Source organism: Micromonospora sp. NPDC048898, assembly GCF_043198035.1.
Taxonomy (GTDB): domain Bacteria; phylum Actinomycetota; class Actinomycetes; order Mycobacteriales; family Micromonosporaceae; genus Micromonospora.
This window is the reverse complement of the sequence record NZ_JBICUF010000004.1, coordinates 208,342-231,759: the sequence shown is the minus strand read 5'-3', so window position 1 is coordinate 231,759 and position 23,418 is coordinate 208,342. Positions and strand designations below refer to the sequence as shown.

General features: G+C 71.6%; 22 protein-coding genes. 11 read left to right on the top strand and 11 right to left on the bottom strand.

Annotation, left to right across the window (positions count from 1 at the left end; genetic code table 11):
• The first annotated feature begins 96 nt into the window (after positions 1 to 96).
• A complete protein-coding gene (locus ACGFIQ_RS14065) occupies positions 97 to 504 on the top strand; it encodes a hypothetical protein (protein WP_393243514.1) in 408 nt (135 codons plus the stop codon).
• 707 nt (positions 505 to 1,211) lie between these two features.
• On the opposite strand, the gene ACGFIQ_RS14060 is transcribed toward ACGFIQ_RS14065, so the two are convergent.
• A complete protein-coding gene (locus tag ACGFIQ_RS14060) occupies positions 1,212 to 2,771 on the bottom strand; it encodes a C40 family peptidase (RefSeq protein WP_393243512.1) in 1,560 nt (519 codons plus the stop codon).
• A 239-nt stretch (positions 2,772 to 3,010) separates the two neighbouring features.
• Between ACGFIQ_RS14060 and mqnE the strand changes: the two genes are divergently transcribed.
• The 3 genes from mqnE to ACGFIQ_RS14045 all read left to right on the top strand — a co-directional run bounded on the left by mqnE (position 3,011) and on the right by ACGFIQ_RS14045 (position 5,026).
• Positions 3,011 to 4,180 carry an aminofutalosine synthase MqnE gene (gene mqnE / locus ACGFIQ_RS14055; protein WP_393243510.1) on the top strand — a complete coding sequence of 390 codons (1,170 nt, stop codon included), beginning with the start codon at positions 3,011 to 3,013 and terminating at the stop codon, positions 4,178 to 4,180.
• A 23-nt stretch (positions 4,181 to 4,203) separates the two neighbouring features.
• The gene (locus ACGFIQ_RS14050) at positions 4,204 to 4,659 is read left to right on the top strand and encodes a hypothetical protein (RefSeq protein ID WP_393243508.1); all 456 of its coding nucleotides are present in this window, start codon (positions 4,204 to 4,206) and stop codon (positions 4,657 to 4,659) included.
• Between the two features lie 73 nt (positions 4,660 to 4,732).
• Entirely contained in the window at positions 4,733 to 5,026 is a 294-nt protein-coding gene (locus ACGFIQ_RS14045; RefSeq protein ID WP_393243506.1) for a DUF4229 domain-containing protein, read from the top strand.
• A 72-nt stretch (positions 5,027 to 5,098) separates the two neighbouring features.
• On the opposite strand, the gene ACGFIQ_RS14040 is transcribed toward ACGFIQ_RS14045, so the two are convergent.
• On the bottom strand, positions 5,099 to 6,436 hold the full coding sequence (locus tag ACGFIQ_RS14040) for a C39 family peptidase (RefSeq protein ID WP_393243504.1): 1,338 nt from the start codon (positions 6,434 to 6,436) through the stop codon (positions 5,099 to 5,101).
• A 211-nt stretch (positions 6,437 to 6,647) separates the two neighbouring features.
• Here ACGFIQ_RS14040 and ACGFIQ_RS14035 point away from each other — a divergent pair, with 211 nt between their 5' ends.
• The 4 genes from ACGFIQ_RS14035 to ACGFIQ_RS14020 all read left to right on the top strand — a co-directional run bounded on the left by ACGFIQ_RS14035 (position 6,648) and on the right by ACGFIQ_RS14020 (position 11,845).
• Positions 6,648 to 8,525 carry a M14 family metallopeptidase gene (locus ACGFIQ_RS14035; protein WP_393243502.1) on the top strand — a complete coding sequence of 626 codons (1,878 nt, stop codon included), beginning with the start codon at positions 6,648 to 6,650 and terminating at the stop codon, positions 8,523 to 8,525.
• A gap of 377 nt (positions 8,526 to 8,902) precedes the next feature.
• The gene (locus ACGFIQ_RS14030; protein WP_393243500.1) at positions 8,903 to 9,832 is read left to right on the top strand and encodes an ABC transporter substrate-binding protein; all 930 of its coding nucleotides are present in this window, start codon (positions 8,903 to 8,905) and stop codon (positions 9,830 to 9,832) included.
• Between the two features lie 55 nt (positions 9,833 to 9,887).
• A complete protein-coding gene (locus tag ACGFIQ_RS14025; RefSeq protein ID WP_393244014.1) occupies positions 9,888 to 10,916 on the top strand; it encodes a FecCD family ABC transporter permease in 1,029 nt (342 codons plus the stop codon).
• The gene (locus tag ACGFIQ_RS14020) at positions 10,913 to 11,845 is read left to right on the top strand and encodes an ABC transporter ATP-binding protein (protein WP_393243498.1); all 933 of its coding nucleotides are present in this window, start codon (positions 10,913 to 10,915) and stop codon (positions 11,843 to 11,845) included. The genes ACGFIQ_RS14025 and ACGFIQ_RS14020 overlap by 4 nt, the downstream gene beginning before the upstream one ends.
• Positions 11,846 to 11,861: 16 nt before the next feature.
• On the opposite strand, the gene ACGFIQ_RS14015 is transcribed toward ACGFIQ_RS14020, so the two are convergent.
• The 5 genes from ACGFIQ_RS14015 to ACGFIQ_RS13995 form a co-directional block, all read right to left on the bottom strand.
• Positions 11,862 to 12,626 (bottom strand): VOC family protein, encoded by a 765-nt coding sequence (locus ACGFIQ_RS14015; RefSeq protein WP_393243496.1) that lies wholly within the window; start codon positions 12,624 to 12,626, stop codon positions 11,862 to 11,864.
• Between the two features lie 96 nt (positions 12,627 to 12,722).
• Positions 12,723 to 13,460, bottom strand: coding sequence for an ABC transporter permease (locus ACGFIQ_RS14010; RefSeq protein WP_393243494.1), 738 nt, complete (start codon positions 13,458 to 13,460; stop codon positions 12,723 to 12,725).
• A 9-nt stretch (positions 13,461 to 13,469) separates the two neighbouring features.
• Positions 13,470 to 14,441, bottom strand: a complete 972-nt coding sequence (locus ACGFIQ_RS14005; protein WP_393243492.1) for an ABC transporter ATP-binding protein — start codon at positions 14,439 to 14,441, stop codon at positions 13,470 to 13,472.
• On the bottom strand, positions 14,438 to 14,749 hold the full coding sequence (locus tag ACGFIQ_RS14000; RefSeq protein WP_357068679.1) for a transcriptional regulator: 312 nt from the start codon (positions 14,747 to 14,749) through the stop codon (positions 14,438 to 14,440). Before ACGFIQ_RS14000 ends, ACGFIQ_RS14005 begins: the two co-directional genes overlap by 4 nt.
• Positions 14,746 to 15,384, bottom strand: a complete 639-nt coding sequence (locus ACGFIQ_RS13995; RefSeq protein ID WP_393243491.1) for a transporter — start codon at positions 15,382 to 15,384, stop codon at positions 14,746 to 14,748. The genes ACGFIQ_RS14000 and ACGFIQ_RS13995 overlap by 4 nt, the downstream gene beginning before the upstream one ends.
• Positions 15,385 to 15,519: 135 nt before the next feature.
• Between ACGFIQ_RS13995 and ACGFIQ_RS13990 the strand changes: the two genes are divergently transcribed.
• Both ACGFIQ_RS13990 and ACGFIQ_RS13985 read left to right on the top strand, forming a co-directional pair.
• Entirely contained in the window at positions 15,520 to 15,669 is a 150-nt protein-coding gene (locus ACGFIQ_RS13990; RefSeq protein ID WP_393243489.1) for a hypothetical protein, read from the top strand.
• A complete protein-coding gene (locus ACGFIQ_RS13985) occupies positions 15,666 to 16,277 on the top strand; it encodes a hypothetical protein (protein WP_393243487.1) in 612 nt (203 codons plus the stop codon). Before ACGFIQ_RS13990 ends, ACGFIQ_RS13985 begins: the two co-directional genes overlap by 4 nt.
• On the opposite strand, the gene ACGFIQ_RS13980 is transcribed toward ACGFIQ_RS13985, so the two are convergent.
• Together ACGFIQ_RS13980 and ACGFIQ_RS13975 are read right to left on the bottom strand one after the other, a co-directional pair.
• Positions 16,266 to 18,539 (bottom strand): HelD family protein, encoded by a 2,274-nt coding sequence (locus tag ACGFIQ_RS13980; RefSeq protein ID WP_393243485.1) that lies wholly within the window; start codon positions 18,537 to 18,539, stop codon positions 16,266 to 16,268. The genes ACGFIQ_RS13985 and ACGFIQ_RS13980 overlap by 12 nt on opposite strands.
• A gap of 418 nt (positions 18,540 to 18,957) precedes the next feature.
• Positions 18,958 to 20,208 (bottom strand): DUF222 domain-containing protein, encoded by a 1,251-nt coding sequence (locus ACGFIQ_RS13975; protein ID WP_393243483.1) that lies wholly within the window; start codon positions 20,206 to 20,208, stop codon positions 18,958 to 18,960.
• Between the two features lie 264 nt (positions 20,209 to 20,472).
• Between ACGFIQ_RS13975 and ACGFIQ_RS13970 the strand changes: the two genes are divergently transcribed.
• On the top strand, positions 20,473 to 21,324 hold the full coding sequence (locus ACGFIQ_RS13970; RefSeq protein ID WP_393243481.1) for a menaquinone biosynthetic enzyme MqnA/MqnD family protein: 852 nt from the start codon (positions 20,473 to 20,475) through the stop codon (positions 21,322 to 21,324).
• A gap of 143 nt (positions 21,325 to 21,467) precedes the next feature.
• Here the strand turns inward: ACGFIQ_RS13970 and ACGFIQ_RS13965 are convergent, their stop codons facing one another.
• Complete coding sequence (locus ACGFIQ_RS13965; protein ID WP_393243480.1) at positions 21,468 to 22,427, bottom strand: serine hydrolase; 960 nt, start codon at positions 22,425 to 22,427, stop codon at positions 21,468 to 21,470.
• Positions 22,427 to 23,407, bottom strand: a complete 981-nt coding sequence (locus ACGFIQ_RS13960; RefSeq protein ID WP_393243478.1) for a hypothetical protein — start codon at positions 23,405 to 23,407, stop codon at positions 22,427 to 22,429. The genes ACGFIQ_RS13965 and ACGFIQ_RS13960 overlap by 1 nt, the downstream gene beginning before the upstream one ends.
• Positions 23,408 to 23,418: the final 11 nt, after the last annotated feature.

Genomic DNA, 23,418 nt, shown 5'->3' with positions numbered 1-23,418 from the left:
GACGGCCGGGCGGGATCGGGTGCCGGGTCGGATGATTCGGGACGCACCGGCGCGGCTCGGTATACGGCCGGCACGCTACGGGCGTCCGGGGCACCCGTGGCACCGGGGGTGGCCCGGCTGCTGCCGGGAACCGTGGCGCTGGCCCGGCTGCTGCCGGGCACCGTGGCGCTGGCCCGGGCGGGCCTGGTCGAGTCGTTGCGTTGCCCAGGCAACGAGACCCCGGCGGAGTCGGCCGGGCTGGCCGAGCCGGTCGGGCTGGCCGAGCCGGTCGGGCTGGCCGAGCCGGTCGGGCTGGCCGAGCCGGTCGGGCTGGCCGAGCCGGTCGGGCTGGCCGAACCGGCGGAGCTGGCCGAACTGGCCGAGCCGGTCGGGCTGGCGGCACCGGTCGAGCTGACGGAGCTGGCCGAGCTGGTCGAGCCGACGGACCCGCCCGGGCTGGCAGCACCGGTCAGGCTGGCAGCACCCGTCGGGCTGGCGGCACTGGCGGCACCGGCCGCACGGTAGGTGGTTGCGGTGACCGGGGCGCTGGCCGGCAGGTCACTGCGAAGAGCCCCGGCGGTCGCGACGCTGGCCCGGGCCCGGACGGGTGCGGCAGCCTGGTCCGGGCGGTCTCCGGCGGGTGCCGACTGGCCGGCGCTCGGGACGGTGACAGCGGCCTGTCCGGCACCCAATCTGGTGACTGCCGGCTGCCCGGGGGCCGGTTCTGTGGCGTTCGGTTGTCCGACCTCCGGCTGTCCGGAGTGCGGGCCGGGGACGTCCGCGGCGACGCTGCCGCTGTCGAGAGCAGCGTCGTCGGTGGTGGTGGCGTCGCCACCACCGACGACGGAGGCGTCGCCGGAGACCGGGCCGGCGTGAGGAGCGGCCGGGCTGGCGTCACGAGCGGCCGGACTGGCGTCAGGGGTGACCGGGCCGGCGTCAGTGGTGCCCGGGCCGGCGTGAGCAGTGGCCAGGTCGGCGTCACGAGTGGCCGGGTCGGCGTCAGGGATGGCTGCGGGGGCGTCGGTGCTGGACGCCGGGTCGGCGGTGCCCGGCCCTGACGGGTCGGGTTGGCCGACCACGGGGTCGACAGTCTGCGCCGGATCACTCTGCTCGGCCATCTCCGCCCTCCGTGCCATGCTCGCACCCGGACCCGTGACGTCGAGTCGGATGTGCCTGGTTGTCACGGTGCCACAGATCTTCCCGAGCGGACAGCCGGAGCCGGTCGTGGCGGATCAACCGGTGGCGCTGGGGCTGCCCGGCGAGCTGCCGCTGCCCGTCACGCTCGTGCTGGCCTTCAGTGTGGTCGTCGGTTTGATGCTGCCCGGCGCGCTGGTCGGCGCCGAGGGCAGGGTCGTCGGCGTGTTGTCGGGGGTGGGAGGCGGCGACGCGCTCTCGGTCGGCGTCGGCGACGGCGTCGGCGACGGCGTGGGCGTCGCGCTGCCGGTGGGCGTCGGGGTGGCCGACTCCGTCGGCTTCGTGGTCGGCGTCGTGGTCGGCGTCGGCTTCGTGCTCGGCGTCGGGTTGGGCGTCGGCTTCGTGGTGGGTGGCGTGACCGGCGGGGGCGGAACGGTCACGACCGGTGCCGGCACCGCGCCGATCACCCGGGTCGCGGCATAGAGCCGAGACCAGCTGACCACGGAGATCTTGACGACATCGCCGGTGGTGGGCGCCTGCACCATCTTGCCGTTGCCGATGTACATGGCGACGTGGTGGATCGTCGTCCAGCTGCTGCCGGAAGCGAAGAAGAGCAGGTCACCGGGGAGCAGCGCGCCCTGCGGGACGGTCCGGCCGCGGGTGGCGGCGTACTGGTCGCGGGAGACCCGCGGCAGGTCGAAGTAGTCGGCGCCCGGGGACCGGTACGCCGCCCACATCAGACCGGAGCAGTCGAACTGGTTCGGACCCTCCTCGGACCACTTGTACGGGTCACCGAGCTGGGCCAGCGCGTAGCGGACCGCGGCCATCGCCCGAGGGTGGGCGGCCATCCCGCTGACGTTCTGGTTGCTGACGTAGCCGGCGCCGTACTGCTGCTCGGCGGCCTCCTGCTGGCGTTCGATCTCGATCAGCTGGGCGGAGTTGTCCCGGCGCAGCTTGAGCAGACCCGCCTCGGCCGTGCGGAGTGCCGTCTCGCCCGTGGTGAACTCCGCCTCGGCGGCGGTGAGCAGCTCCTTGGCCTCGGTGTGTTTCTGGTAGGCGGCCTGCTCGGCGGCACGGGCGCGGGCCAACTCTCCGGCCACCCCGGTGGTGCCGCCCTCGACCTTCTCGCCGCGGGTGATCTGCTGCAGGCGGCTCAGCCCGCGGAGGTCCTGCGCGAAATCACCGGGCGGCAGTGCGGCGTCCGCCTTGACGGCGTCCGCGGCGGCGGCGTCGGCGGCCTGCTGGGCTTGGAGCAGGGCGTCCTGCGTGGTCGCGAGCGCCTTGCCGGCGGCATCGAGCTGGGCCTGCGCGTCTGTGCGTTTCTGGCGGCTCTTCAGCAGCGTCTCGCCGAGCGTGCCGACCTGGGTCTGGGCGGCGTAGATCTGGGCGGCCAGCGGGCCGGTGCCGATGGTGCCCACCGGCGGCGACGGAACACCGCCGAGGGGTGGGCCGCCGGGCAGTTGGGGCGCGCCGACGGCCGGCGGGCGGGCGCCGGTGTCCGGGATCGTCGTGGGTATTGCCGGATCGGCGTACGCGGGGGTGGCCATTACGGCGGCGGCGATTGCGCCGAGCAGGGCGGCCCAGAGCTTCGGACGCAGCACTGGCGAGATCACCGGGCTCCGTCGTCGCTGCCGTCGCCCGCGCCCGCTGTAGACCATTCCGCTCCCCGTCCGACTGCTCGTCGCCGCGCTCGGTGGGCGCGGCCGTCGGGACGGTACCAGTGTGTGTGTCCCGCCCCACCTTTGTTACTACCCCACCCTGGGACCGATGTCGATGCGTGGCCGGGTTACGGGAGCCTGAGAGTTCGGTGAGGTGGGTCGCTGTCGCCGACCGTGCCGCCGCGGTGCTCGCCCCTCCGACGTACGCTCGATCCGACCGCAGGTGGAAGGGACGTGCCATGGACGCCGGACTCAAGCGTGAGCTCGAAGCGAAGGTGTACGCCGGTGAGCGGCTGACCCGCGAGGACGGGGTCGCCCTCTACGAGAGCGACGACCTGACCTGGTTGGGGCGGCTCGCCCACCACAAGCGCACCGAGCTCAACGGCGACCGGGTGATGTTCAACGTCAACCGGCACCTCAACCTGACCAACGTCTGCTCGGCGTCCTGTGCGTACTGCTCGTTCCAGCGCAAGCCGGGCGAGAAGGACGCGTACACGATGCGCATCGACGAGGCGGTCCGCAAGGCCAAGGAGATGGAGGACGAGCAGCTCACCGAGCTGCACATCGTCAACGGCCTGCACCCCACGCTGCCCTGGCGCTACTACCCGAAGGTGCTGCGCGAGCTGAAGGCGGCGCTGCCCGACGTCAAGCTCAAGTGCTTCACGGCGACCGAGGTGCAGTGGTTCGAGAAGATCAGCGGTCTGAGCGCCGACGAGATCCTCGACGAGCTGATGGACGCCGGCCTGGAGTCGCTGACCGGCGGTGGCGCGGAGATCTTCGACTGGGAGGTCCGGCAGCACATCGTCGACCACGCCTGCCACTGGGAGGACTGGTCGCGCATCCATGCCCTCGCGCACCGCAAGGGCATGAAGACGCCGGCGACGATGCTGTACGGCCACATCGAGGAGCCCCGGCACCGGGTCGACCACGTGTTGCGGCTGCGTGAGTTGCAGGACGAGACCGGCGGCTTCGCGGTCTTCATCCCGCTGCGCTACCAGCACGACTTCGTGGACTCGGCGGACGGCAAGATCCGTAACCGGATCCAGGCGCGCACCACGATGGCCTCGCCGGCCGAGTCGCTGAAGACGTTCGCCGTGTCCCGGCTGCTCTTCGACAACGTGCCGCACCTGAAGAACTTCTGGGTGATGCACGGGCTGTCGGTGGCCCAGCTCTCGCTGAACTTCGGCGTGGACGACCTGGACGGCTCGGTCGTCGAATACAAGATCACGCACGACGCCGACTCGTACGGCACCCCGAACACGATGCACCGCGACGACCTGCTGCACCTGATCTGGGACGCCGGTTTCCAGCCGGTCGAGCGGGACACCCGCTACAACGTGGTCCGGGAGTACGACAAGGCCCCGTCGCTGGCCGAGCGCCGCGCCGAGCCGCAGCAGGTCTGGGCCTGAGCCACCACGTACCCTCGCAGTCGATGACCGAGAAGACTGGTTCCCAGCAGCAGGGCGGGTCCGAGCAGCAGGGCGGGTTTCCCCGCCGGGACGCCGAGGGGCGCATCCGTACCCTGGGTGATCTGCTCGGGGTGTGCCTGGCCGGCCTGGTCATCGGTGCGCTGGCGCTGGTGTTGTTCGACTGGGGGTTCGCCTCGATCGGCGCCGGCGACTTCGGCCACACCAACGGCTGGCTGGCCGTGATCCTGCCGGCCTGGTTGTTCTGGGACGATTTCCGGGCCTGGGAGTTCGGCGCGGCCCGGGTGGTGTCGGCGGTGGTCGCCGCCACCGTCGGGGTGGTCGTCGGGCTGCTGGTCGCCGGTCTGGTCGCCGGCCTGCCGCCGCTGCTGTCCGGGACGTTGGCGGCGGTGGCGTTCACGGTGGTGTACGCGACGGTCTGGTTCCCCGGTGTCCGCTGGCTGACCCGCCGGACCGGCTGACCGCGACCGCCCGCTGGGCGGATCGACTTTCCCGCCGACAGCGGCGGGCGACGGAGAGAACGGAGTGGTGCAGGTGAGCGCCGCGCTGAAGTACACGCTGGCCCGGATCGGGCTGTTCGTCGCCGTGCTGGCGGCACTCTGGCTCGTCGACCTGAACGTGTTCCTGAAGCTGATGTTGGCGCTGGCCTTCTCCGCGGCGCTCTCCTTCTTCCTGCTGCGCGGTTGGCGGGACGAGCTGGCGGGTGAGATGGCCACCGCCACCGAGCGCCGTCGCGCCGAGAAGGAACGCCTCCGCTCCGCCCTGGCCGGCGAAAACGAAGACCCCACCCCTCCCGCCCCCACCGAAGACCCCGACGCCCGGCGTTGATCATGAGGTTATTGCCACGACACGCCCCCGGGCGGTCGGGCAACAACTCCATGATCAACGGGGCGGGGCGGGTTACCAGTTGGTGGAGTTGGGGGCCTTGGGCCAGGGCTTTGAGAGTGGCTTGATCAGGTACGCGATGCCGCCGGAGCCGCCGGAGACGCCGCCGCTGGCGTTGGTGCGCTTGGTCCGCAGCCAGATCTGCTCGAACTGCGCACGCTTGTAGACGTTGCGCACCACGTCGTTGCTGGACGAGGCGGGGTCGTTGACGATCACGTCGCCGTCGGCGGTGAAGCCGACCACCACGAACAGGTGCCCGGAGGTGCCGTAGTTCGCCCCGTCCAGCTCACTGGCGAGGAAGGACTGGCTGGTCACGACGGGGATGCCGGCGGCGATGAAACGCTCCAGCTCGTCCAGTGAGTGCAGGCGGGTCACCCGACCCTCCAGCCCGGGGAAGCTGGCCGCGTACGCGGTGTTGAACGGCCAGTTGCCGGCCCCGTCGTACGCGTAGTCGAAGGTCATCCGGGCCGCGTGGTTGACCGTCGGGTCGGGGTAGGCCGGGTCCACCCAGGAGGTGTCGGCCGGCGACGGTTTGCGCCCCCAGTACTCGACGACCATCTCGGTGGAGGTGGGCGAGCACCACGCCTCGCCGCCGCCGTCGTACTCGGGGTAGTGCCCGGCGTGCACGTTCTGCGAGTAGCGCGGCACCGGCAACTCGACGCCCCAGGCGATGTGCCCGGCGCTCGGCGGAACGGTGAAGCGGTCCGGCACGGTGGAGCTCATCGCGCCGAGCATCCGGACCACCGGCGCGGCGGTCTGCCCGGGTGCCCGGTAGAGGGTCAGCCGCAGCTGGTACGACCGCAGCAGCACCCCGGCGTCGGCGTCGTCGATGCTGAAGGTGTCGGTCCAGATCGTCGACCAGGGGTCGCCCTGCGGCTCGACGCTTGTCCGCCTGATGTCGGTGTCGCCGGACGCCCAGCGACCCATGACGTACCACGGGGTCTGGTCGCCGCTGGTGTAGCTGCCCTGCATCTCCACCTGGATCCAGGTGCCGGCGGGGGTCTCCGCGTTCCACGAGGCGATCAACTCGGTGGCGTCGAACCCGATCCGGGTCACCGGCGAGGTCCAGGTGCCGTACTCCCAGGTGCGGGTGCTGCCGGTGTGGGGGTCGGCGTACTCGGTGGTGCCGGCGGGGCGGGCCAGGGTGAGGCCCGCTCGGGCGCCGGGCACCACGCGGGTGCCGGCTCGGCTGCCCCGGTGCCAGTCGGCGGGCCCGGACCAGTCCTGGAAGGTGATCTGCTCGTCGTGACCGCTGGCCGGCGGGCGGCCGGCCAGCGCGGGTGCGGTGGTGGCGAGCAGGGTGAGCGCGGTGATGCCGGCGAGGGCGCCCGCGCGCAAGCGGGATCTGGCCATGAGTGCTCCGCGGTGTCGAGAGGGGCATCGTCGCCTGTCAGCTTTCCGCCTGGAAGGAAGTTTCGCCAGATGTTCATGGATGGAAAATCATTGCCGCCATGATGATCCGCCTGGGATGGTCAAGGTAACGATCGATATTGATATGACCATGTGACAGGTGGTGAAGTGTCCTTCACCGAGCGGGATCTCCCGCCCATCGAGGAGGTAGTCCATGGCCCTCCGCACGCCCATCCCTCTCCGCCGCGTCCTGGTGCTCGCCGTCGTCACCGGGCTGGGCATCGTCACCGTCGCCGCGGGCCCGGTCGCCGCCCGCCCGGCACCGGACCGCACTGCCGAGCCGGCCGCCGCCGGCTACCGGGTGCTCGGACCTCGTACCCTCGCCGACCGCAACGCGGTGGCCCGCACCGGAGCCGCCATCGACTACTCCGAGCACGGGGTCCTGCACATCTCGGCGACCGCTGGTGAGGCCGCCGCGATCGGCAGGCTCGGCTTCCGGCTCGAACCGCTCGCCCCGCCGCCCAACGCCGAGCGCGGCGCCGGCGAGATCGGCACGACGGCCTTCCCGCCCGCCGACTCCAACTACCACGACTACGCGGAACTGACAGCCGTCGTGAACCAGGTCGTCGCCGACCATCCGGCGATCGCCCGCAAGATCAGCATCGGTTCGTCGTACGAGGGCCGCGACCTGATGGCGGTGAAGATCTCCGACAACGTCGGCACCGACGAGAGTGAGCCGGAGATCCTGTTCAACTCCCAGCAGCACGCCCGTGAGCACCTGACCGTCGAGATGGCGATCTACCTGCTCAACCTCTTCACCGACAACTACGGCGGCGACTCCCGGATCACCAACGTCGTCAACAGCCGGGAGATCTGGATCGTGCCGACGGTCAACCCGGACGGCAGCGAGTACGACATCGCCACCGGGTCGTACCGGTCCTGGCGCAAGAACCGGCAGCCCAACAGCGGTTCGTCGAACGTCGGCACCGACCTGAACCGCAACTGGGGCTACAACTGGGGCTGCTGCGGCGGCTCGTCCGGCAGCCCCTCGTCGGATACCTACCGGGGGCCGTCGGCGTTCTCCGCGCCCGAGACGCAGGCGCTGCGCAACTTCGTCAACGGCCGGGTGGTCGGCGGCGTGCAGCAGATCAAGGCCAACATCGACTTCCACACGTACTCGCAGTTGGTGCTCTGGCCGTACGGCTACACCACGGCGAACACCGCGGCGGGCATGAGCGCGGACCAGTACAACACCTTCGCCACCATCGGTCAGCAGATGGCGGCCACCAACAACTACACCCCGGAGCAGTCCAGCGACCTCTACATCACCGACGGGGACAGCCTCGACTGGATGTGGGCCACCCACAACATCTGGGCGTACACCTTCGAGATGTACCCCGGCTCGGCCGCCGGCGGCGGCTTCTACCCGCCCGACGAGGTCATCGGAGCGCAGACCTCGCGCAACCGGGAGGCGGTGCTGCTGCTCAGCGAGTACGCCGACTGCCCGTACCGGGCCATCGGCAAGCAGTCGCAGTACTGCGGCGGTGGTGGCGGCACCACGGTCTGGTCGGACACCTTCGAGACCGCCACCGGCTGGACCGTCAACCCGTCCGGCACCGACACCGCCACGCTCGGCGCGTTCGAGTTGGGTGCCGCCCAGGCGACCACGTCCTCCGGCGCCAAGCAGCTCACCCCGTACGCCGGGTCCAACGACCTGGTCACCGGCCGGCTGGCCGGCTCGGCGCCCGGTGACCACGACGTCGACGGTGGCGTGACGAGCGCCAGGTCCCCGGCGGTGACCCTGCCGTCGTCCGGCACCCTGACCCTGTCGCTGGCCTGGTACCTGGCGCACGGGTCGAACGCCTCGTCGGCTGACTACCTGCGAGTGAGCGTGGTGCACAACGGCGGCACCACCGCGCTGCTCACCCAGACCGGCGCGGCCAGTAACCGCAACGGCAGTTGGGCGGTGGCCAACCTCAACCTCTCGCCGTACGCCGGCCAGTCGGTCCGCATCCTCGTCGAGGCGGCGGACGCCTCCGGAGCCAGCCTGGTGGAGGCGGCTGTGGACAACGTCACCATCACGTCCTCCTGATCGGGGTGGGGCCCCGTCCCGCCCGACGGGGCCCCACCACCCGCTCCCGAGCCTCCACATCCGGGACATATGCCTCCCCGCGGCTGCCAGGGTGCCTCCCGAGGGCTGCCGCCGGGATCGACAAGCGCCGTTCGATCCTTGATCGATCCGGCACGTCCCGGCGGTGCGCTACCGTCTTAGCGACCAGTCCGCAGCGAAGCCGGTGCGAAACCCGGCGCTGTCCCGCAACTGTGATGCCCCACCCGGCCGGTGGGGACGAGCCAGGTCGCCTACGGATCGGTCGCGATACGCGCTCTCGAGGAAGGGCGCCTCGTGGGCGGGCGTACGAAAGTCCCTGTCGGCGAAGCACCACACTCCTCGACCGACAGGAGGCCCCCATGTTCAGACGTACCCCTCGGCTCTTCGCCGCGACCCTCGCGGTGGCCGCGCTCGCCCTCGGCGCCTGCGCCGAGAAGGCCGACGACAAGCCCAGTGCCGGCACCGCGGCCGCCACCTACCCGGTCACGGTCGGCGCGCTCACTCTCGACAAGCGCCCGGAGAAGATCGTCGCGCTGTCGCCCACGGCCACCGAGATGCTCTTCGCGATCGGCGCCGGCCCGCAGGTGACAGCCGTCGACGACCAGTCGAACTACCCGGCCGACGCGCCCAAGACCGACCTCTCCGCCTTCCAACCGAACGCCGAGGCGATCGCCGGTAAGAACCCGGACCTCGTGGTGCTCTCCGACGACCGCAACAAGATCGTCGACCAGCTCGCCAAGCTGAAGATCCCGGTCTACCTGACGCCGGCGGCGACCAAGCTCGACGACTCGTACCGGCAGATCACCGAGCTGGGCACGCTGACCGGGCACGCCGACCAGGCCGCCGACGTCGCCACCCGGATGAAGGACGACATCGCCAAACTGGTCAAGGACCTGCCGCAGCGTGCCGAGAAGCTCACCTACTTCCACGAGCTGGGCCCGGAGCTGTACAGCGCGACGAGCAACACCTTCATCGGCTCGATCTACAGCCAGGTCGGTCTGACCAACATCGCCGACCCGGCCGACGCGGACGGCAAGAACGCCGGCTACCCGCAGCTGTCCCAGGAGTTCATCGTCAAGGCCGACCCGGACTTCGTCTTCCTGGCCGACTCCAAGTGCTGCCAGCAGAACGCCGACACGGTCAAGGCGCGCAGCGGCTGGGCGGGGCTCACCGCGGTCAAGAACAACCGGGTGATCGCGTTGGACGACGACATCGCCTCCCGCTGGGGGCCGCGCGTCGTGGACCTGCTCCGGATCATCATCGACGCGGTCGCCAAGGTGCCCGCGTGACAGTCGTCCGTCGGTGACCGGGCCGCTGCCCGCGGCTCGGCCTGCCGGGCTGCGGATGCGCTGGCTGGTCACCGGGGTGCTCGCGGTGCTCGTCGCGCTCGTCGTCGGGGTGTCGCTCGGCCCGGTGAGCCTGCCCCCGGGCAGCGTCGCCGCCGAGCTGCTCAACCTGATCCCGGGGGTGCACCTCGACAGTGGGCTGACCGAGCGGGAGATCGCGATCGTCACCGAGCTGCGGCTGCCCCGGGTGGTGCTGGGCCTGCTCGTCGGCGGCCTGCTCGCCATGGCCGGCGGGTGCTACCAGGGCGTGTTCCGCAACCCGCTGGCCGACCCGTACCTGCTGGGTGTGGCCGCGGGCGCCGGCCTCGCGGTCACCGCGGCGATCGCCCTCGGCGGCGCCGGCCGGCAGGGTGCGATCTCCGGGCTGCCGATGACCATTCCGCTGGCCGCGTTCGCCGGGTCGCTGCTGGCCGTCACGATGACCTACGTGCTCGGCGCGGCCGGCGGGCGGGGCGGCTCGCCCGCGATGCTGATCCTGGCCGGGGTGGCGGTCTCCGCGTTCCTCTCCGCCGGGCAGACGTACCTGCTGCAACGACACTCCGACAGCATCCAGCCGGTCTACTCGTGGCTGCTCGGTCGGCTGGCCACTGCCGGGTGGCACGACGTGCTGCTGGTGTTGCCGTACGCCGCGCTGACCACGGTGGTGGTGCTGCTGCACCGCCGTGAGCTGGACGTCCTCGCCGTCGGTGACGACGAGGCGAGAAGTCTGGGCCTGCACCCGCAGCGCACCCGGTACCTGCTGATCGCCGCCGCCTCCCTGGGCACCGCGGCGGCGGTCTCCGCGACCGGGCTGATCGGCTTCGTCGGCATCATCGTGCCGCACACCGTCCGGCTGCTCGCCGGATCGAGTTACCGGGTGATCCTGCCGATGTCGCTGCTGTTCGGCGGCGCGTTCCTGGCGCTTACCGACGTGGTGGCCCGCACCGCCGCCGCGCCCTCCGAGGTGCCGATCGGAGTGGTGACCGCCCTGCTGGGCGGCCCGTTCTTCGTGCTCGTGCTGCGAACCGCCCGGCGGGCGCTCGCATGAGCCCCGAACCCACCGCTGGGCCGTCCGCCGCTCGGTCGGTCGACGGTGCTCGCTCGGTCGACGGTGCTCGCTCGGTCGACGGCGCTCGCTCGGTCGACGGCGCTCGGTCGGTCGACGGCGCTCGGTCGGTCGACGGTGTCGTGCCGGCCGTCGAGGTGCGCGGGCTGCACGTGAGCCTGGACGGCACGCCGATCCTGACCGGCGTCGACCTCACCGTCGCCGTCGGCGAGTGGGTCACCGTGATCGGTCCGAACGGCGCCGGCAAGTCGACCCTGTTGCGCGCCGTCGGCGGCCTGCTGCCCGCGCCGGGGGCGATCACCCTGTTCGGTACGGCGAGCGCCGCGCTGCGCCGTCGGGACCGCGCCCGGGTGGTGGCCACTGTGGCGCAGTCCCCGGTGGTGCCGCCCGGCATGTCGGTGCTGGACTACGTGCTGCTCGGGCGCACCCCGTACATCCCGGCGCTGGGCCGGGAGTCGACAGCCGACGTCGACGCCGCGTACGACGTGCTGCGGCGGTTGCACCTCACCGCCTTCCAGCGCCGCGAACTGGCCACCCTCTCCGGGGGCGAACGGCAGCGGGTGTTCCTCGCCCGCGCGCTCGCCCAGGGTGCGACGCTGCTCCTGCTCGACGAGCCGACGAGCGCGCTCGACATCGGTCACCAGCAGGAGGTGCTCGAACTCGTCGACCAGTTGCGCCGCGAGCACGGCCTGACCGTCCTCGCCACGATGCACGACCTCTCCCTGGCCGGCGAGTACGCCGACCGGATGGTCATGCTCGACGGCGGTCAGGTGGTGGCCGCCGGAACCCCGCCCGAGGTGCTGACCGAGCACCTGCTCGCCACCCACTACCGGGCCAGCGTCCGGGTCGTCCCCGGCACCCACGGCCCCCTGGTGGTCCCCGTCCGCCCCGCCCGCCCCGCCCGGCCCTGAGCAGGCAGGCGTTGGGTCAGGGGCCCAGGTCGATGACGGAGAAGAGGGCGCCCTGTGGGTCGCGTAGTGCCGCGAAGCGGCCCGCCGGGATGTCGCGGGGTGGGACCAGGATCGTTCCGCCCAGCTCGGAGGCGCGGGCCGCGGCGGCGTCCGCGTCGGTGACCGCGAAGTACACCGTCCAGTACGCCGGCAGGTCGGCCGGGAAGTCGTCGGCCAGCGGCGGCATCATCCCGGCCACGATCTGCGTCCCGAGCCGCCACCCGGTGTACGTCATCGGGCCCACCGCCTGGTCGTCGGGCTGCCAGCCGAACACCAGCTCGTAGAAGACCTTGGCGCCCTCGGGGTCGGGGGTGACCAGTTCGTTCCAGCTCATCGCGCCCGGCACGTTGAACACCTCGGCACCGGCCATCGCCAGCGGCTGCCACACGCTGAACGTGGCGCCCGCCGGGTCGGCGAAGACCGCCATCCAGCCTCGGTCGAAGACCTCGAACGGCGGCACGACCACCTGTCCACCGGCTCGTTCGACCCGGCCGGCGACCAGTTCGGCGTCGTCGGTGGCGAGGTACGTGGACCAGATGGGCACCTGGTCCGGGATCGCCGGCGGCCCGGCCCCGGCCACCGGCCTGCCGTCGAGCAGGAAGACCGTGTAGCCGCCCGCCTCGGGCTCCGGTGTGATCCGGCCGGTCCACCCGAACAGCTCGGGGTAGAAGCGCCGCGCGTCGGTCAGGTCCGGGGTGGCCAGGTCGGCCCAGCAGGGTGTGCCCGGCGGGACGGTGCTCACGGTCGAAGACCCCTCTCGGCCCGGGCGGCCACGGCGACCCCCTGCCGGAATCCTGGCACCGTCCCGCTGCGGCGCGGGGTGGAAACGGACGAATCGTCAGCTGAACCGGCGACCCTCGTCCCGTCGGTACGCCCAGGCGGCGAGCACGGCGAGCAGCACCACCCAGACGCCGAGCATGATCATTGCCAGAGGGTCGACGGTGTAGTCACCGACCGCCGACCACATCAGTTCGGCCGCGCCCCGGGTGGGCAGGAACGGCGCGATCGTCTCGATGAACCCGGGCGCGTCTCCCGGCGCGGAGAGCAGCCCACCGCCGAAGGCGAGCGGGAGGAAGACCACCTGGGCCACCACGATCGCGGCCTTGCTCGGCAGCGAGTAGCCGATGGCGAGCCCCAGCAGCGTGAACGGCACCGAGATGACGGCCACCGTGACGGCCGTCAGCAGGAACGCCGCCGGGGTGATCGTGGCCGCGGTCAGCGTCGCGCCGATGACCACGACCGGGAGCAGCGAGAGGTACGTCAGCGCCAGGCCGGCCAGTACCCGGCCCGCGAAGCGGGGTGCCGGCCCGGCCGCCAAGGTCCGGGTGTACGGGTTCCACGGCTGGTCGCGGTCCTCGGCGACGCCGACCCCGTACTGGAAGATGTTGGCGCTCATCACCGAGAAGGTGATCATCGACGCGGTGGCGAAGGTGGCGCCGGCCGCGTCGTCGCGGGCGAACGGCACCACGAAGAAGATCATGGCGGCGGCCGGGAAGAAGGCGCTGCCGACGACGGCCACCGGGATCCGGATGATCTCCAGAAGCTGGTAGCGGGCGTGGACCAGGGCGAGCTGCACGGTGGCCTCTCAGACGGTGGTGGGTTGGCCGCCGGCAGCGGCGGTGGTGGATTGGCCGCCGGCAGCGGCGGTGGTGGTGGGTGGGCTCGGGCTGGCGGGTTGGTCCCCGCCGGGCGCGCCCCCGCTGGTGATGGCGAGGAACGCCTCCTCCAGCGAGGTCGGCCGTACCTCCAGGTCGCTGAACGGGGTCCGGGCCGTGACCAACGCGCGGACCAGTTCGTCGGCATCTGTGGTGAGCAGGTGCAGCCGCCCGTCGATCCGTTCGCTGCGGACGACCCCGGGCAGGTCGGGCAGTTGGTCGGCGACCAGGCTGACCCGGCGTACGCCGACGATGCCGCGCACCGCGTCCACGGTGTCGTCGGCGAGCACCCGGCCCTGCCCGATGACGACCACCCGGTGTGCCAGCGCCTCCACCTCCTCCAGGTAGTGGCTGCTCAGCAGCACGGTGCCGCCGTCGCTGTGGAACGCGCGGATCGCGTCCCACAGGGTGTGCCGGGCGGCCACGTCCAGGCCGGTGGTCGGTTCGTCGAGCAGCACCAGCCGGGGCCGGCCGACGAACGCCAGTGCCACCGCCAACCGGCGGCGCTGCCCACCGGAGAGCCCACCGGTCTGCCGTCGGGCGAGATCACCCAGGCCGAACTGGTCGAGCAGTTCGCCACGGGGGACCGGGTCCGGGTAGTGCGCCGAGACGAAGTCGACGACCTCACCGACGCGCAGCGTGCCCGGCAGGCCGGTCTCCTGTGGGGTGACCCCGATCTGGCGACGGCTCGCCGGGTCGCGGGGGTCGCCGCCGTTCAGCTCGACCCGCCCCGAGGTGGGGCGGCGCAGACCCACCAGCAGGTTCATCAGGGTGCTCTTGCCGGCGCCGTTCGGCCCGAGGAGGCCGACCAGTTCACCGGCCCGGACTTCCAGGTCGACGCGGTCGAGGGCGAGGACGTCGCCGTACCGGCGGCTGGCCTGGTCGGCGCGAGCGAGGATCATGACTGCTCCTTCGACGGGGTGGGGTCGAGCAGGGCGCGAATGGTCTCCGTGTACTCCTCGAACGCCCGCCGACCCCGTCGGCTGAGCCGGACCAGGGTTGCCGGGGTGCGTCCACGGTGGGTCTTGCTGATCTCCACGTAGCCGGCGTCCTCGAGTTTGCGCAGGTGCACGGAGAGGTTGCCGGCGGTCATGGCGAGCAGTTCCTGCAACCGGGGGAACGCGATCCGGTCGCCGTCGCCGAGGGTGGAGAGGCTGGCGACCACCCGCAGCCGGGCCTGCGCGTGGATGACCGGGTCCAGTTCGGTCATGCCCGGTGCCACTGCCGCCGTCGGGCGATCGCGCCTGCGACTAGCATTCCGCCACCACCGGCCACCGCCACGATCAGCGCGTGCCAGCCCGGTCCGGCAAGGACACCGACCAGGTTGATCACGCTGACCCAGACACCCAGCCGGAACAGGTCCCGGTCCAGCCAGATCGCTCCGCCGGCCATGTGCAGCGCGCCGGTCAGCCCGACGGCGGTGGCCGACCAGAGCAGCGCGGCCAGGTCGTTCGGCAGGTGCTCGGAGATCCGGCCGAGCGCCGCGTAGACGCTCACCGGCCCCAGACCCCAGGCCCAGAGGTACCAGTGTCCGCGCCGGGCGGAGTCGCCGGTCACCTGCCCGTAGGCGCGCGCGCTGGCCGTCGCCTGGATCGCCGCCGCGACCAGGAGCAGTGCGAAGAGGGCGATCAGTGGCAGCCAGCTCGGCAGGTGGACAAGCGACCGCTCGCCGGGGGAGAACCGCAGGAAGAACAGCCCGAAGCCGACCAGCCAGGCGACTCCCCAGGGCCAGTAGAGCAGACGGGCGTCGGGATCGAGCCCGCGTACCGTCATGGACCGCTGCTCCTCGATCAGCCGGAGCGCCGCCGCGGCATCGGCTGGCGGCAGGTCGTCGTCGTGGTTCACGCAAAGAACTTTACGGCGCAAAGCCAAAGCGCGGTGTCCCCCGACGTCGCGCACGGGGTCACCGGCGGCATTGGGAAGTGCCTATGGTGGGGGCCGTGGCGGCTGACCGGTCGCACCGGCCACAGGGGAGGGTCCGTGTCGAGCCCGAGCAGCGAGCCGGAGGTCCTGACGGCGTTCGCCGCGGTGCCCCGAGGCCGGCGGGCGAGCTTTCACCGCTCCTTCGACGACGGGCACGCGCCCCGGCACGACCCGCACCGACCCGGCGGCCACGAGGGGCACCGATGACGCTCGACGGGAGTCACGCACGCCACGTCGAGGGGATCAGCCGACTACTACCGGCCGGAGAACGGGTGCGCGCGGTGGCCCGGGTCCGAGCCGGCGCAGGTCTGACCCCGGCGGCACCTCCGCAGCCGGCGGCGCCACCCGCGCCCGGTGGGCCGGGCATCCTGGGCATCCTGCTCAACGTGCTCTCACCCACCATCACCTTCGGCCGGGCGGACAACGCCGTCGACTGGCTCTTCTTCGGTGTCGGAGGTCGAGGCGCACCGGGTTCGCAGGCATCTCTGCTGCACCACGCCCTGACCGTGGCGACGACGGGGGCCGGCCTCCGGGACATCGTGCTGGGGGTCACCGACAGGCAGTTGCTGCTCGGCGCGACAGCACCGGTCGGGCTGCTGTCCAGCTCGGCGGCGGACGAACGGGCGCAGGCCGACATCGAGCTGCTCGGGTCGGTGCCGCGCACGACCGTCGCCGCCCGGGTCGGCCGGTACCGGTTGAACTGGAAACGGCTGCGGATCGACTTCGCCGACGGTTCGTGGCTGTCGTTCCACGTGCCGCTGGCGGACTCCACCCGCCCCCTGCGGGACGTCGCGGCGGCAGTGTCAGCCGACTGAGTCGCCGGCGAGCGTGCGGGCCGTGGCGGGTGACAGCCCGTCTGAGTCGCCGCCGAGCGGGGCGGGCAGCGGCTCGCGGTGCAGCACCGTCAGTCGGGACACCGCCCGGGTGAGCACCACGTACAGCCGGTGCAGCCCGCGCGGCTCGGCCGCGACGATCGCGGCCGGCTCGACCACCACCACCTGGTCGTACTCCAGGCCCTTGACCAGCGTCGCGGGCACCACGGTGACCCGCTCCGCGGCGGTCACGTCGTCGGCGGTCGCGGTCTCGACGCCGGCGGCGGCCAGCGCCGCGCGCAGCTCGTCGACCGCATCGTCCGCGGCGATCACGCCGACCGAGCCGTCGTAGTCCAGCGCCGCGCGCACCTCGGCCACCGTCTCCGCGACCAGATCAGTCACGGTACGCACATCCAGCCCGCCGTCGTGGCGCAGCGACTCGGCCGGCGGTACGTCCACCGCGAGTGCCGGGAGCAGCAGGTTCGCGAACGCCACCACCGCCGCGGGCACCCGGAAACCAACAGTCAACGGGACCACCACGGCGTCCGGCTTACCCAGGTGGGCGAGGGACTCCCGCCAGTCCGTCGCCGCCCACGGCGAGGTGCCCTGCGCGAGGTCACCGAGGAGGGTGATCGAGCCGTGTTCGCTGCGCCGGGCAATGGCCCGACACTGCATCGGGGACAGGTCCTGTGCCTCGTCCACGACCACGTGCCCGAACCCGGAGGGTCGCTCCAGCAGCCCGGCCGCCTCGTCGATCAACACCACGTCGGCGGCGGTCCAACGGGTCGCCTTCGCGGTGCGAGCCGGCTTCACCCAGCTGAGCAGCGCCTGCTCGGTGTCGCTGAGCAGCCCGTCCGCCGCTGCGGCGAGCCGGACCGGGTCGGCGAGCAGGCCATAGACCAGCCCTTCCGGGGCGAGCGCCGGCCAGACCGCGTCCAGGAAATCGAGCACCGGACGGCAGCGGCCCATCCGACGTAACCAGGCATCGCTTGGCGACTCCGCCCGACGCGCCTCGGCCTGTCGTTGCAGCAGGCTCACCACCCGTGCCCGGACCCGTTCCCGGCCCGTGCCGTACGGCAGCCCTTCCCGGCGGGTCTCCTCGACGATCCGGTGCAACGGCTCCAGCCCGATCCGCCACCGGAACGACCCGTCCGACACAGTGATCGAGTCGGTAGGTGTGCCGATCTGTGCCTGCACCGCGCGCTGCAACACCCGCGCCATCCGTACGTCGTGCTTGAGCACCGCGACCGCCGGTGCGTCGACCGCCCGAACCGGCACCCCGGAGATCAACTCCTCCACCGTGGCCTGCTCGACCTCCACCTCACCGAGCGCCGGCAACACCGCCGCGATGTACGACAGGAACGCCCGGTTCGGTCCGACGATCAACACACCCGCCCGCCGCAGCCGCTCCCGGTGCAGATAGAGCAGGTACGCGGCCCGATGCAGGCCGACCGCCGTCTTCCCGGTGCCCGGCGCTCCCTGCACACAGATCGAGTCGGCAAGGTCGGCTCTGACCAACTCGTCCTGCTCCGGCTGAATCGTGGCGACGATGTCCCGCATCGGCCCGACGCGCGGTCGCTCGATCTCGGCGGTGAGGATCCGGCTCGTCGTACCAAGCTCCTCGCCCCGATCGAGACGCTCATCCTCGAAGCTGGTCAGCACCCCGTTGCTGAACCCGAACCGCCGCCGGACCGCCACTCCCTGCGGATCCCGTGCACTGGCCTGGTAGAACGACCGGGAGACGGGTGCCCGCCAGTCCAGCACCAACGGCTCGCCGCGCTCGTCGGCGACGTGCCGCCGCCCCACGTGATATCGCCGACCGTCATGGCCAAAGGCGCTCGCACCCGCGCCGGGATCCGCACCGGAGCTGCCCTCGCTGCCGTCGGTGTCGGTGCTGTCGGTGTCGGTGCCGCCGGTGTCGGTGCTGTCGGTGTCGCTGCTGTCGGTGTTGGTGCTGCGGTGCGTAATGCTGTCATGGGCGGTGCTGCCTGGGTCCGCGGCGTCAGGGTCTGTGGATTCGGCGAAGTCGAGGCGGCCGAAGAAGAGTGGCGTGGTCGGGTCGTCGGCCAACTCGCTCACCCGTCGGGCCAGGGTGCGGCCGAGCGTCTCCGCCGCGTACGCGTCGCCGGCCACCTGGTCACCGGTGGCGAAGAGGGCTTCGGCGCGCTCCCGCATCCTTCGCAGTGCGGCCCGTGAGGCTGCCAGGTGTGCGCGTTCGGCGGACAGATCCGTGTCGAGGTGGGTGTCGATATCGAGTGCGGGCATGCTGACGTCCCATCGTTCACATCTGCTGCGCGCTCGCGTGTCCGGGGACGGATGGCCGGCCGCCCGGCGCGAAGACGTCCGTGCCGGTGCGGGTCACCTCGGCCGTCAAGCGGCCTGCAACCTTACGCTCTTCTCTCAGTCGCCACTACCGAATTACCCAGGGGGCCACCTGTCGGAGACGGCGTGTTGCCGGGCGGGGCGTCTCGCCCGAGCGGCGAGCCGCGACAGAACGACCTGGCCTTCTGGAGGGCGCCACCTGATGGCTTGGCGGGCGGCGGCTTGATCGCCACGCGGTCACCCAGCAACCCGGCGGCCTGCTGGCCTGGTGGCCTGCTGAGGTGCTGACGTGCTGGCCCGGCGGCCCGGCGGCCCGCCTGCCTGCGCGCGGCCTCGGGTGGTGTCGGCGTGCTCGGCGGCATCAGCATCGCCGGTGGTAGAGGTTGCGACGTGGCCTGCGTAGTGGGTCGAGCCAGCGGGGCGGAAGGAACTCGGGCCGGCCGTCCGCCGCGATGCGGACTGTCCAGTCGCCGCGGTGGACGAACCGGTGGTGGTAGCCGCAGAGCAGCACGGCGTTGCCCAGCGCTGTCGCCCCACCGTCGGCCCAGTGTCGGACGTGGTGACCGTCGCACCATCTCGGCGGTCGATCACAGCCAGGGAAGGCGCACCCGCCGTCTCGCAGCACCAGCGCACGCCTCAGCGGGCCGGTGAAGAGCCTCCGCTGGCGGCCGACGTCCAGGACCTGACTGTTGCCGCCCAGCACGGCCGGCAACAGGCTGGCGTCGCAGGCGAGCCGGCGGACCGCGCCAGGCGTGAGGCGTGCTCCGGTCTCCAATGTGCCGGCGCGTACGCCGTTGACCAGATCGTCGAGCGACACGGTCACCACGAGCTGAGGTCGGTCTCCGCCGCTGTCGGGCAACTGACCTGTGCGCAGCGCCAACCGACAGATCTCGCCCAGCGCGTCGGCACGGCGTTGACCAGGACTGCGATCATCGTGCTCGCCGGCCGGGGCGCAGAGCGGGTCGATCGCCTCACGTAGCAGGCTCGCGGTTTCGGTGTCGAGGTTTCCGCTGAGGCGTACCTGACCGTCTTGCTGCTCGGAGAGCGTGACGTGCCGGCGAGCCTCGGCCCGCTCGGTGGCCCGTTGCAGAGCCTTCAGCTCAGCCTGGTCGGCCAGATCCGGTGCGACGTGCGTGAGGACGCGCTCGCCGAGCCGGCTCAGGATGGTCGGGTCGAACCGGTCGGCCCAGGCGACAAGCAGTTGGGTGGCTCTGCCGGCCACCTCGGGACCGGCCTCCACGGGGAGGGCGGCGACCGTCTCGGCCACGACTCGGCCCTGCTCCACGGTGATGGCGCCGCTGAGCAGCGCGTCACGCACCGCTGCCGGCGCGGCGTCGACGGTGGCGGCGAGCTGGACCAGTTGGCGTGCGGAGCGACTGGAGAGCCGGAGCCGCTCCCGCAGCCAGACCGCGGTGGACGAGGCACCCTGGGCGACCGCCAGACCGCGGCTGTCCAACTCGCGGACCAGCCCGAGCTGAACGGTGGCCAGCCGCTGCGTCAGCACCTGGGTCGCGTCGAGAGCGGCGAGCAGCTCGTCGTCGGAGAGCCCCCACAACGCGGCCTCGGCACAGTCGTCGACCGCACCGCCTGCCTGCGCCAACGCTCCCAACATGACAACAGATTAGAACTGACGTACGACATTTTTCGTCGGCGTTGATCAATGGATAGGAGCCATTCTCCCGCCCATCAACTTGCCGTTGCGGGAGTGGCCGGGCTTCTGGTGGTACGACGCCCGGGCCAGGGCGTGACCCCCGGGGCGGTACGACGTGGGTGGCTGGTCGAGCCTGGCGGGGGTCGTCGACCGGGCGGATGCGGGCTTGGCCACTCCGGGCCGACCCGCCGAGCCGGACCCGAAGGCCGGGGATACGGTCGGGTCATGGCTGAGCGCATCGCACGCCCGCGGGTCGGGCACATCCAGTTCCTGAACTGCTTGCCGATCTACTGGGGTCTGATGCGCTCCGGTGCACTGCTCGACGTCGACCTGCAGAAGGACTCGCCGGACCGGTTGAGCGCGGCACTGGTTGCCGGCGATCTCGACATCGGCCCGATCACCCTGTTGGAGTACCTGAAGCACGCCGACGAACTGCTCCTCCTGCCGGACCTGGCGGTGGGTAGCGACGGACCGGTGCTCTCGGTCAACATGGTCTCCACCCGGCCCCTCGCCGAGTTGGACGGTGCCCGGGTGGCGCTCGGCTCGACCTCGCGGACCGGGGTGATGCTGGCCCAGTTGCTGCTCGCCGAGCGGTACAACGTGCGGCCCGAGTACTTCCGCTGCCCGCCGGACCTGACGCAGATGCTGCTTGAGGCCGACGCCGGGGTGCTGATCGGGGACGTGGCGCTGCGGGCGTACTACGAGGCGCCGCAGCGGGGGCTCATCGTCACCGACCTCGGGCAGGCGTGGCGGGAGTGGACCGGTCTGCCGATGGTCTTCGCCGTCTGGGCGGTGCGCCGCGACTTCGCCGCCGCCCACCCGGGGCTGGTCAAGGAGGTGCACGAGGCGTTCCTGCGCTCGCGGGACCTCTGCCTGGCCGAGCTGGACCAGGTCGCCGAGGCTGCGGCTCGCTGGGAGACGTTCGACGCGGAGACGCTGGCCACGTACTTCCGGACCCTGGACTTTTCTCTCGGTGACCGGCAGGTCGCCGGGCTGCGTGAGTGGGCCCGGCGAGCGGCCGCGATCGGCGAGGCCCCGGAGCTGCCGGACGGCGGCCCCGAGTTCTTCGCCGGCTGACCGGCGGGCCCCAGCCGCCGCGGGCCAACCGGCAGGCCCAGCCGCCGCGCAGAGAGCGCCAGGCTCCGGCTGACCGGCGGCGGGCCCCAGCCGCGGCGGCAGAGAGGCAGCCAGGTGACCTGCTACCGAGCCGGAGTAGCGGCTCAGACGCCGGGGCGCAGGAGTGCCTTGGTGACCTTCTCGCAGTTTTCCATGCCGTAGTCGTAGCCCAGGTTGATCGGGTACTTGAGCATCACGCCCATCGTCCAGGTGTCACCGATGGCCATGCAGTTGATGTGCATCTCCTGCACCTCGATCCGGTCGATCCACCCGTTCTTGATGGCGATCTGCTTCCGCTGGGCGGCCGGGAAGGCCTTGCGGATACCGAAGTCGCCGGCGCCGCGAACCAGCTTCATCTCGTTGAGCAGCCACTTGGTCCATTTCGGCCCCGCGGCCGTGCCGGTGGCGATGCAGTTGCCCATCCGGGCGGCGTCTCGGGGGGAGAGCGCCGTCTCGCTCCAGCCGCGGTCGGGGGCAACCTTGCTGTCGGTCAGCTTGCACATGGAGATCAGGCGCTTGATCGAGGCGGCCCCGCCGACCTGGTTGTAGAACTGCTGGGCCCGGGTGTTGTCGCTGTCTCGGATGATCAGCGTCGCGTCGGCGAGCTTCGCGTTGCTCGGGGTCTGGCCGGCGTCGGCCGCGCGACGGAGGTAGTCGGCGACGACCCAGGCCTTGATCATCGATGCGGTCGTGCTGGTCTCGCCCATGTTCTTGGAACCGATGATCTCCCCGGTGCGGCGATCCAAGACACTCCAGGAATACCAGCCCTCGATGTTCAGGTCGAGGTCCTTGGCGACGAACGGCAGCGGCTCAAGCGTCGGGGTGGGGCTCGGCGACGGCGAGGCCGGCTCGCGGGCGCTGCGGTTGGTGGGGTCACCCGTGGACCGGTCGCTGTCACTCGTGCCGTCACCCCACTTGGCGGCGGCAGTCGACTCGAACGGTGACCCGGGCAACAGCCGCAGCGACACCAGCACCAACCCGATCAGGATGACGGCGATGGCGACCAGCCGCAGCGGGGACGCCTCACCGCCGCGACGTTGGTCGGCCCGGCGACTGCCGGCCATCAGAGCTTCCCTACCGGCTGCTGCGGCACCTTGAGCGCGGCGCCGGGCTGCGGGGTGACCAACTGGGTGGCCACACTGGCGCAGACCTTCGCGCCGTAGTCCAAACCGCTCTTGACTGGATAGCGCAGCATCACCGCGAGACTCCATCTGCCGGTGACGGCGAGGCAGTTGACATGCCAGCTGCCGTCGTAACTGATCCTGGTCCACCCGTTCTTCATGCTGACCGGGCCCTGCTCGGTGATCGACTTCGGTAGACCGTCGATGATCCCCCACCGGCCACCGCCGGACGTGGGCCGCTGGTCCGTGGCCGCGGTGGTGCCCGTGACGTTGCTCATCTGCTCCAACACCCACTTGGTCCATTTCGGGCCGGCGGCCTTACCGTCGGCGATGCAGTCGCCGACCCGGACGGCGTCCCGGGGGGACATCTGGGTGTAGCTCCACCAACCCTCGCGCTTCGGCACGATGCCGGGCCTGGTGTCGGTCAGCCCGCAGATCTTGATGGCCCGCTTGATGACCGGCCCGACCTCCCCCTTTGCCGGCGACCGGTACGAGCCACCCGCGGCGAAGTAGACCTTGTCGGTGGCCCCGTCGTTGCTGTCGACGATGGCGATCCGAGCCAACTCCTTCAACGCTGCCGGCGGCTCCTTGTTGCCGAGCTGCCGGAGGTAGTCGGAGACGATCCAGGCCTTGATCATCGACTCGGTGGAGCTGGTCGCGGCCATGTTCGGCGACCCCGAGATCTTGCCGGTCTGTCGATCCATCAGCGCCCAGGAAAAGAAGTCACCCTGGAAGTTCACCGACACCGGACCGGCCGCGAGGGTGGGCGGCGGTGGTGGGGTGGGTGCGGGCGTGGCGACGCTGGAGGCACCGCCTGCGCCGCTGTCGTCACTGCCGAGCCGTGCGTACGCGGCGGAGCCCAGTAGGACGCCGCTCACAAGGACCGTCGTGACGACGAGCACCAGGGTCACGCGGGATCGCATGAGTGGGTGAG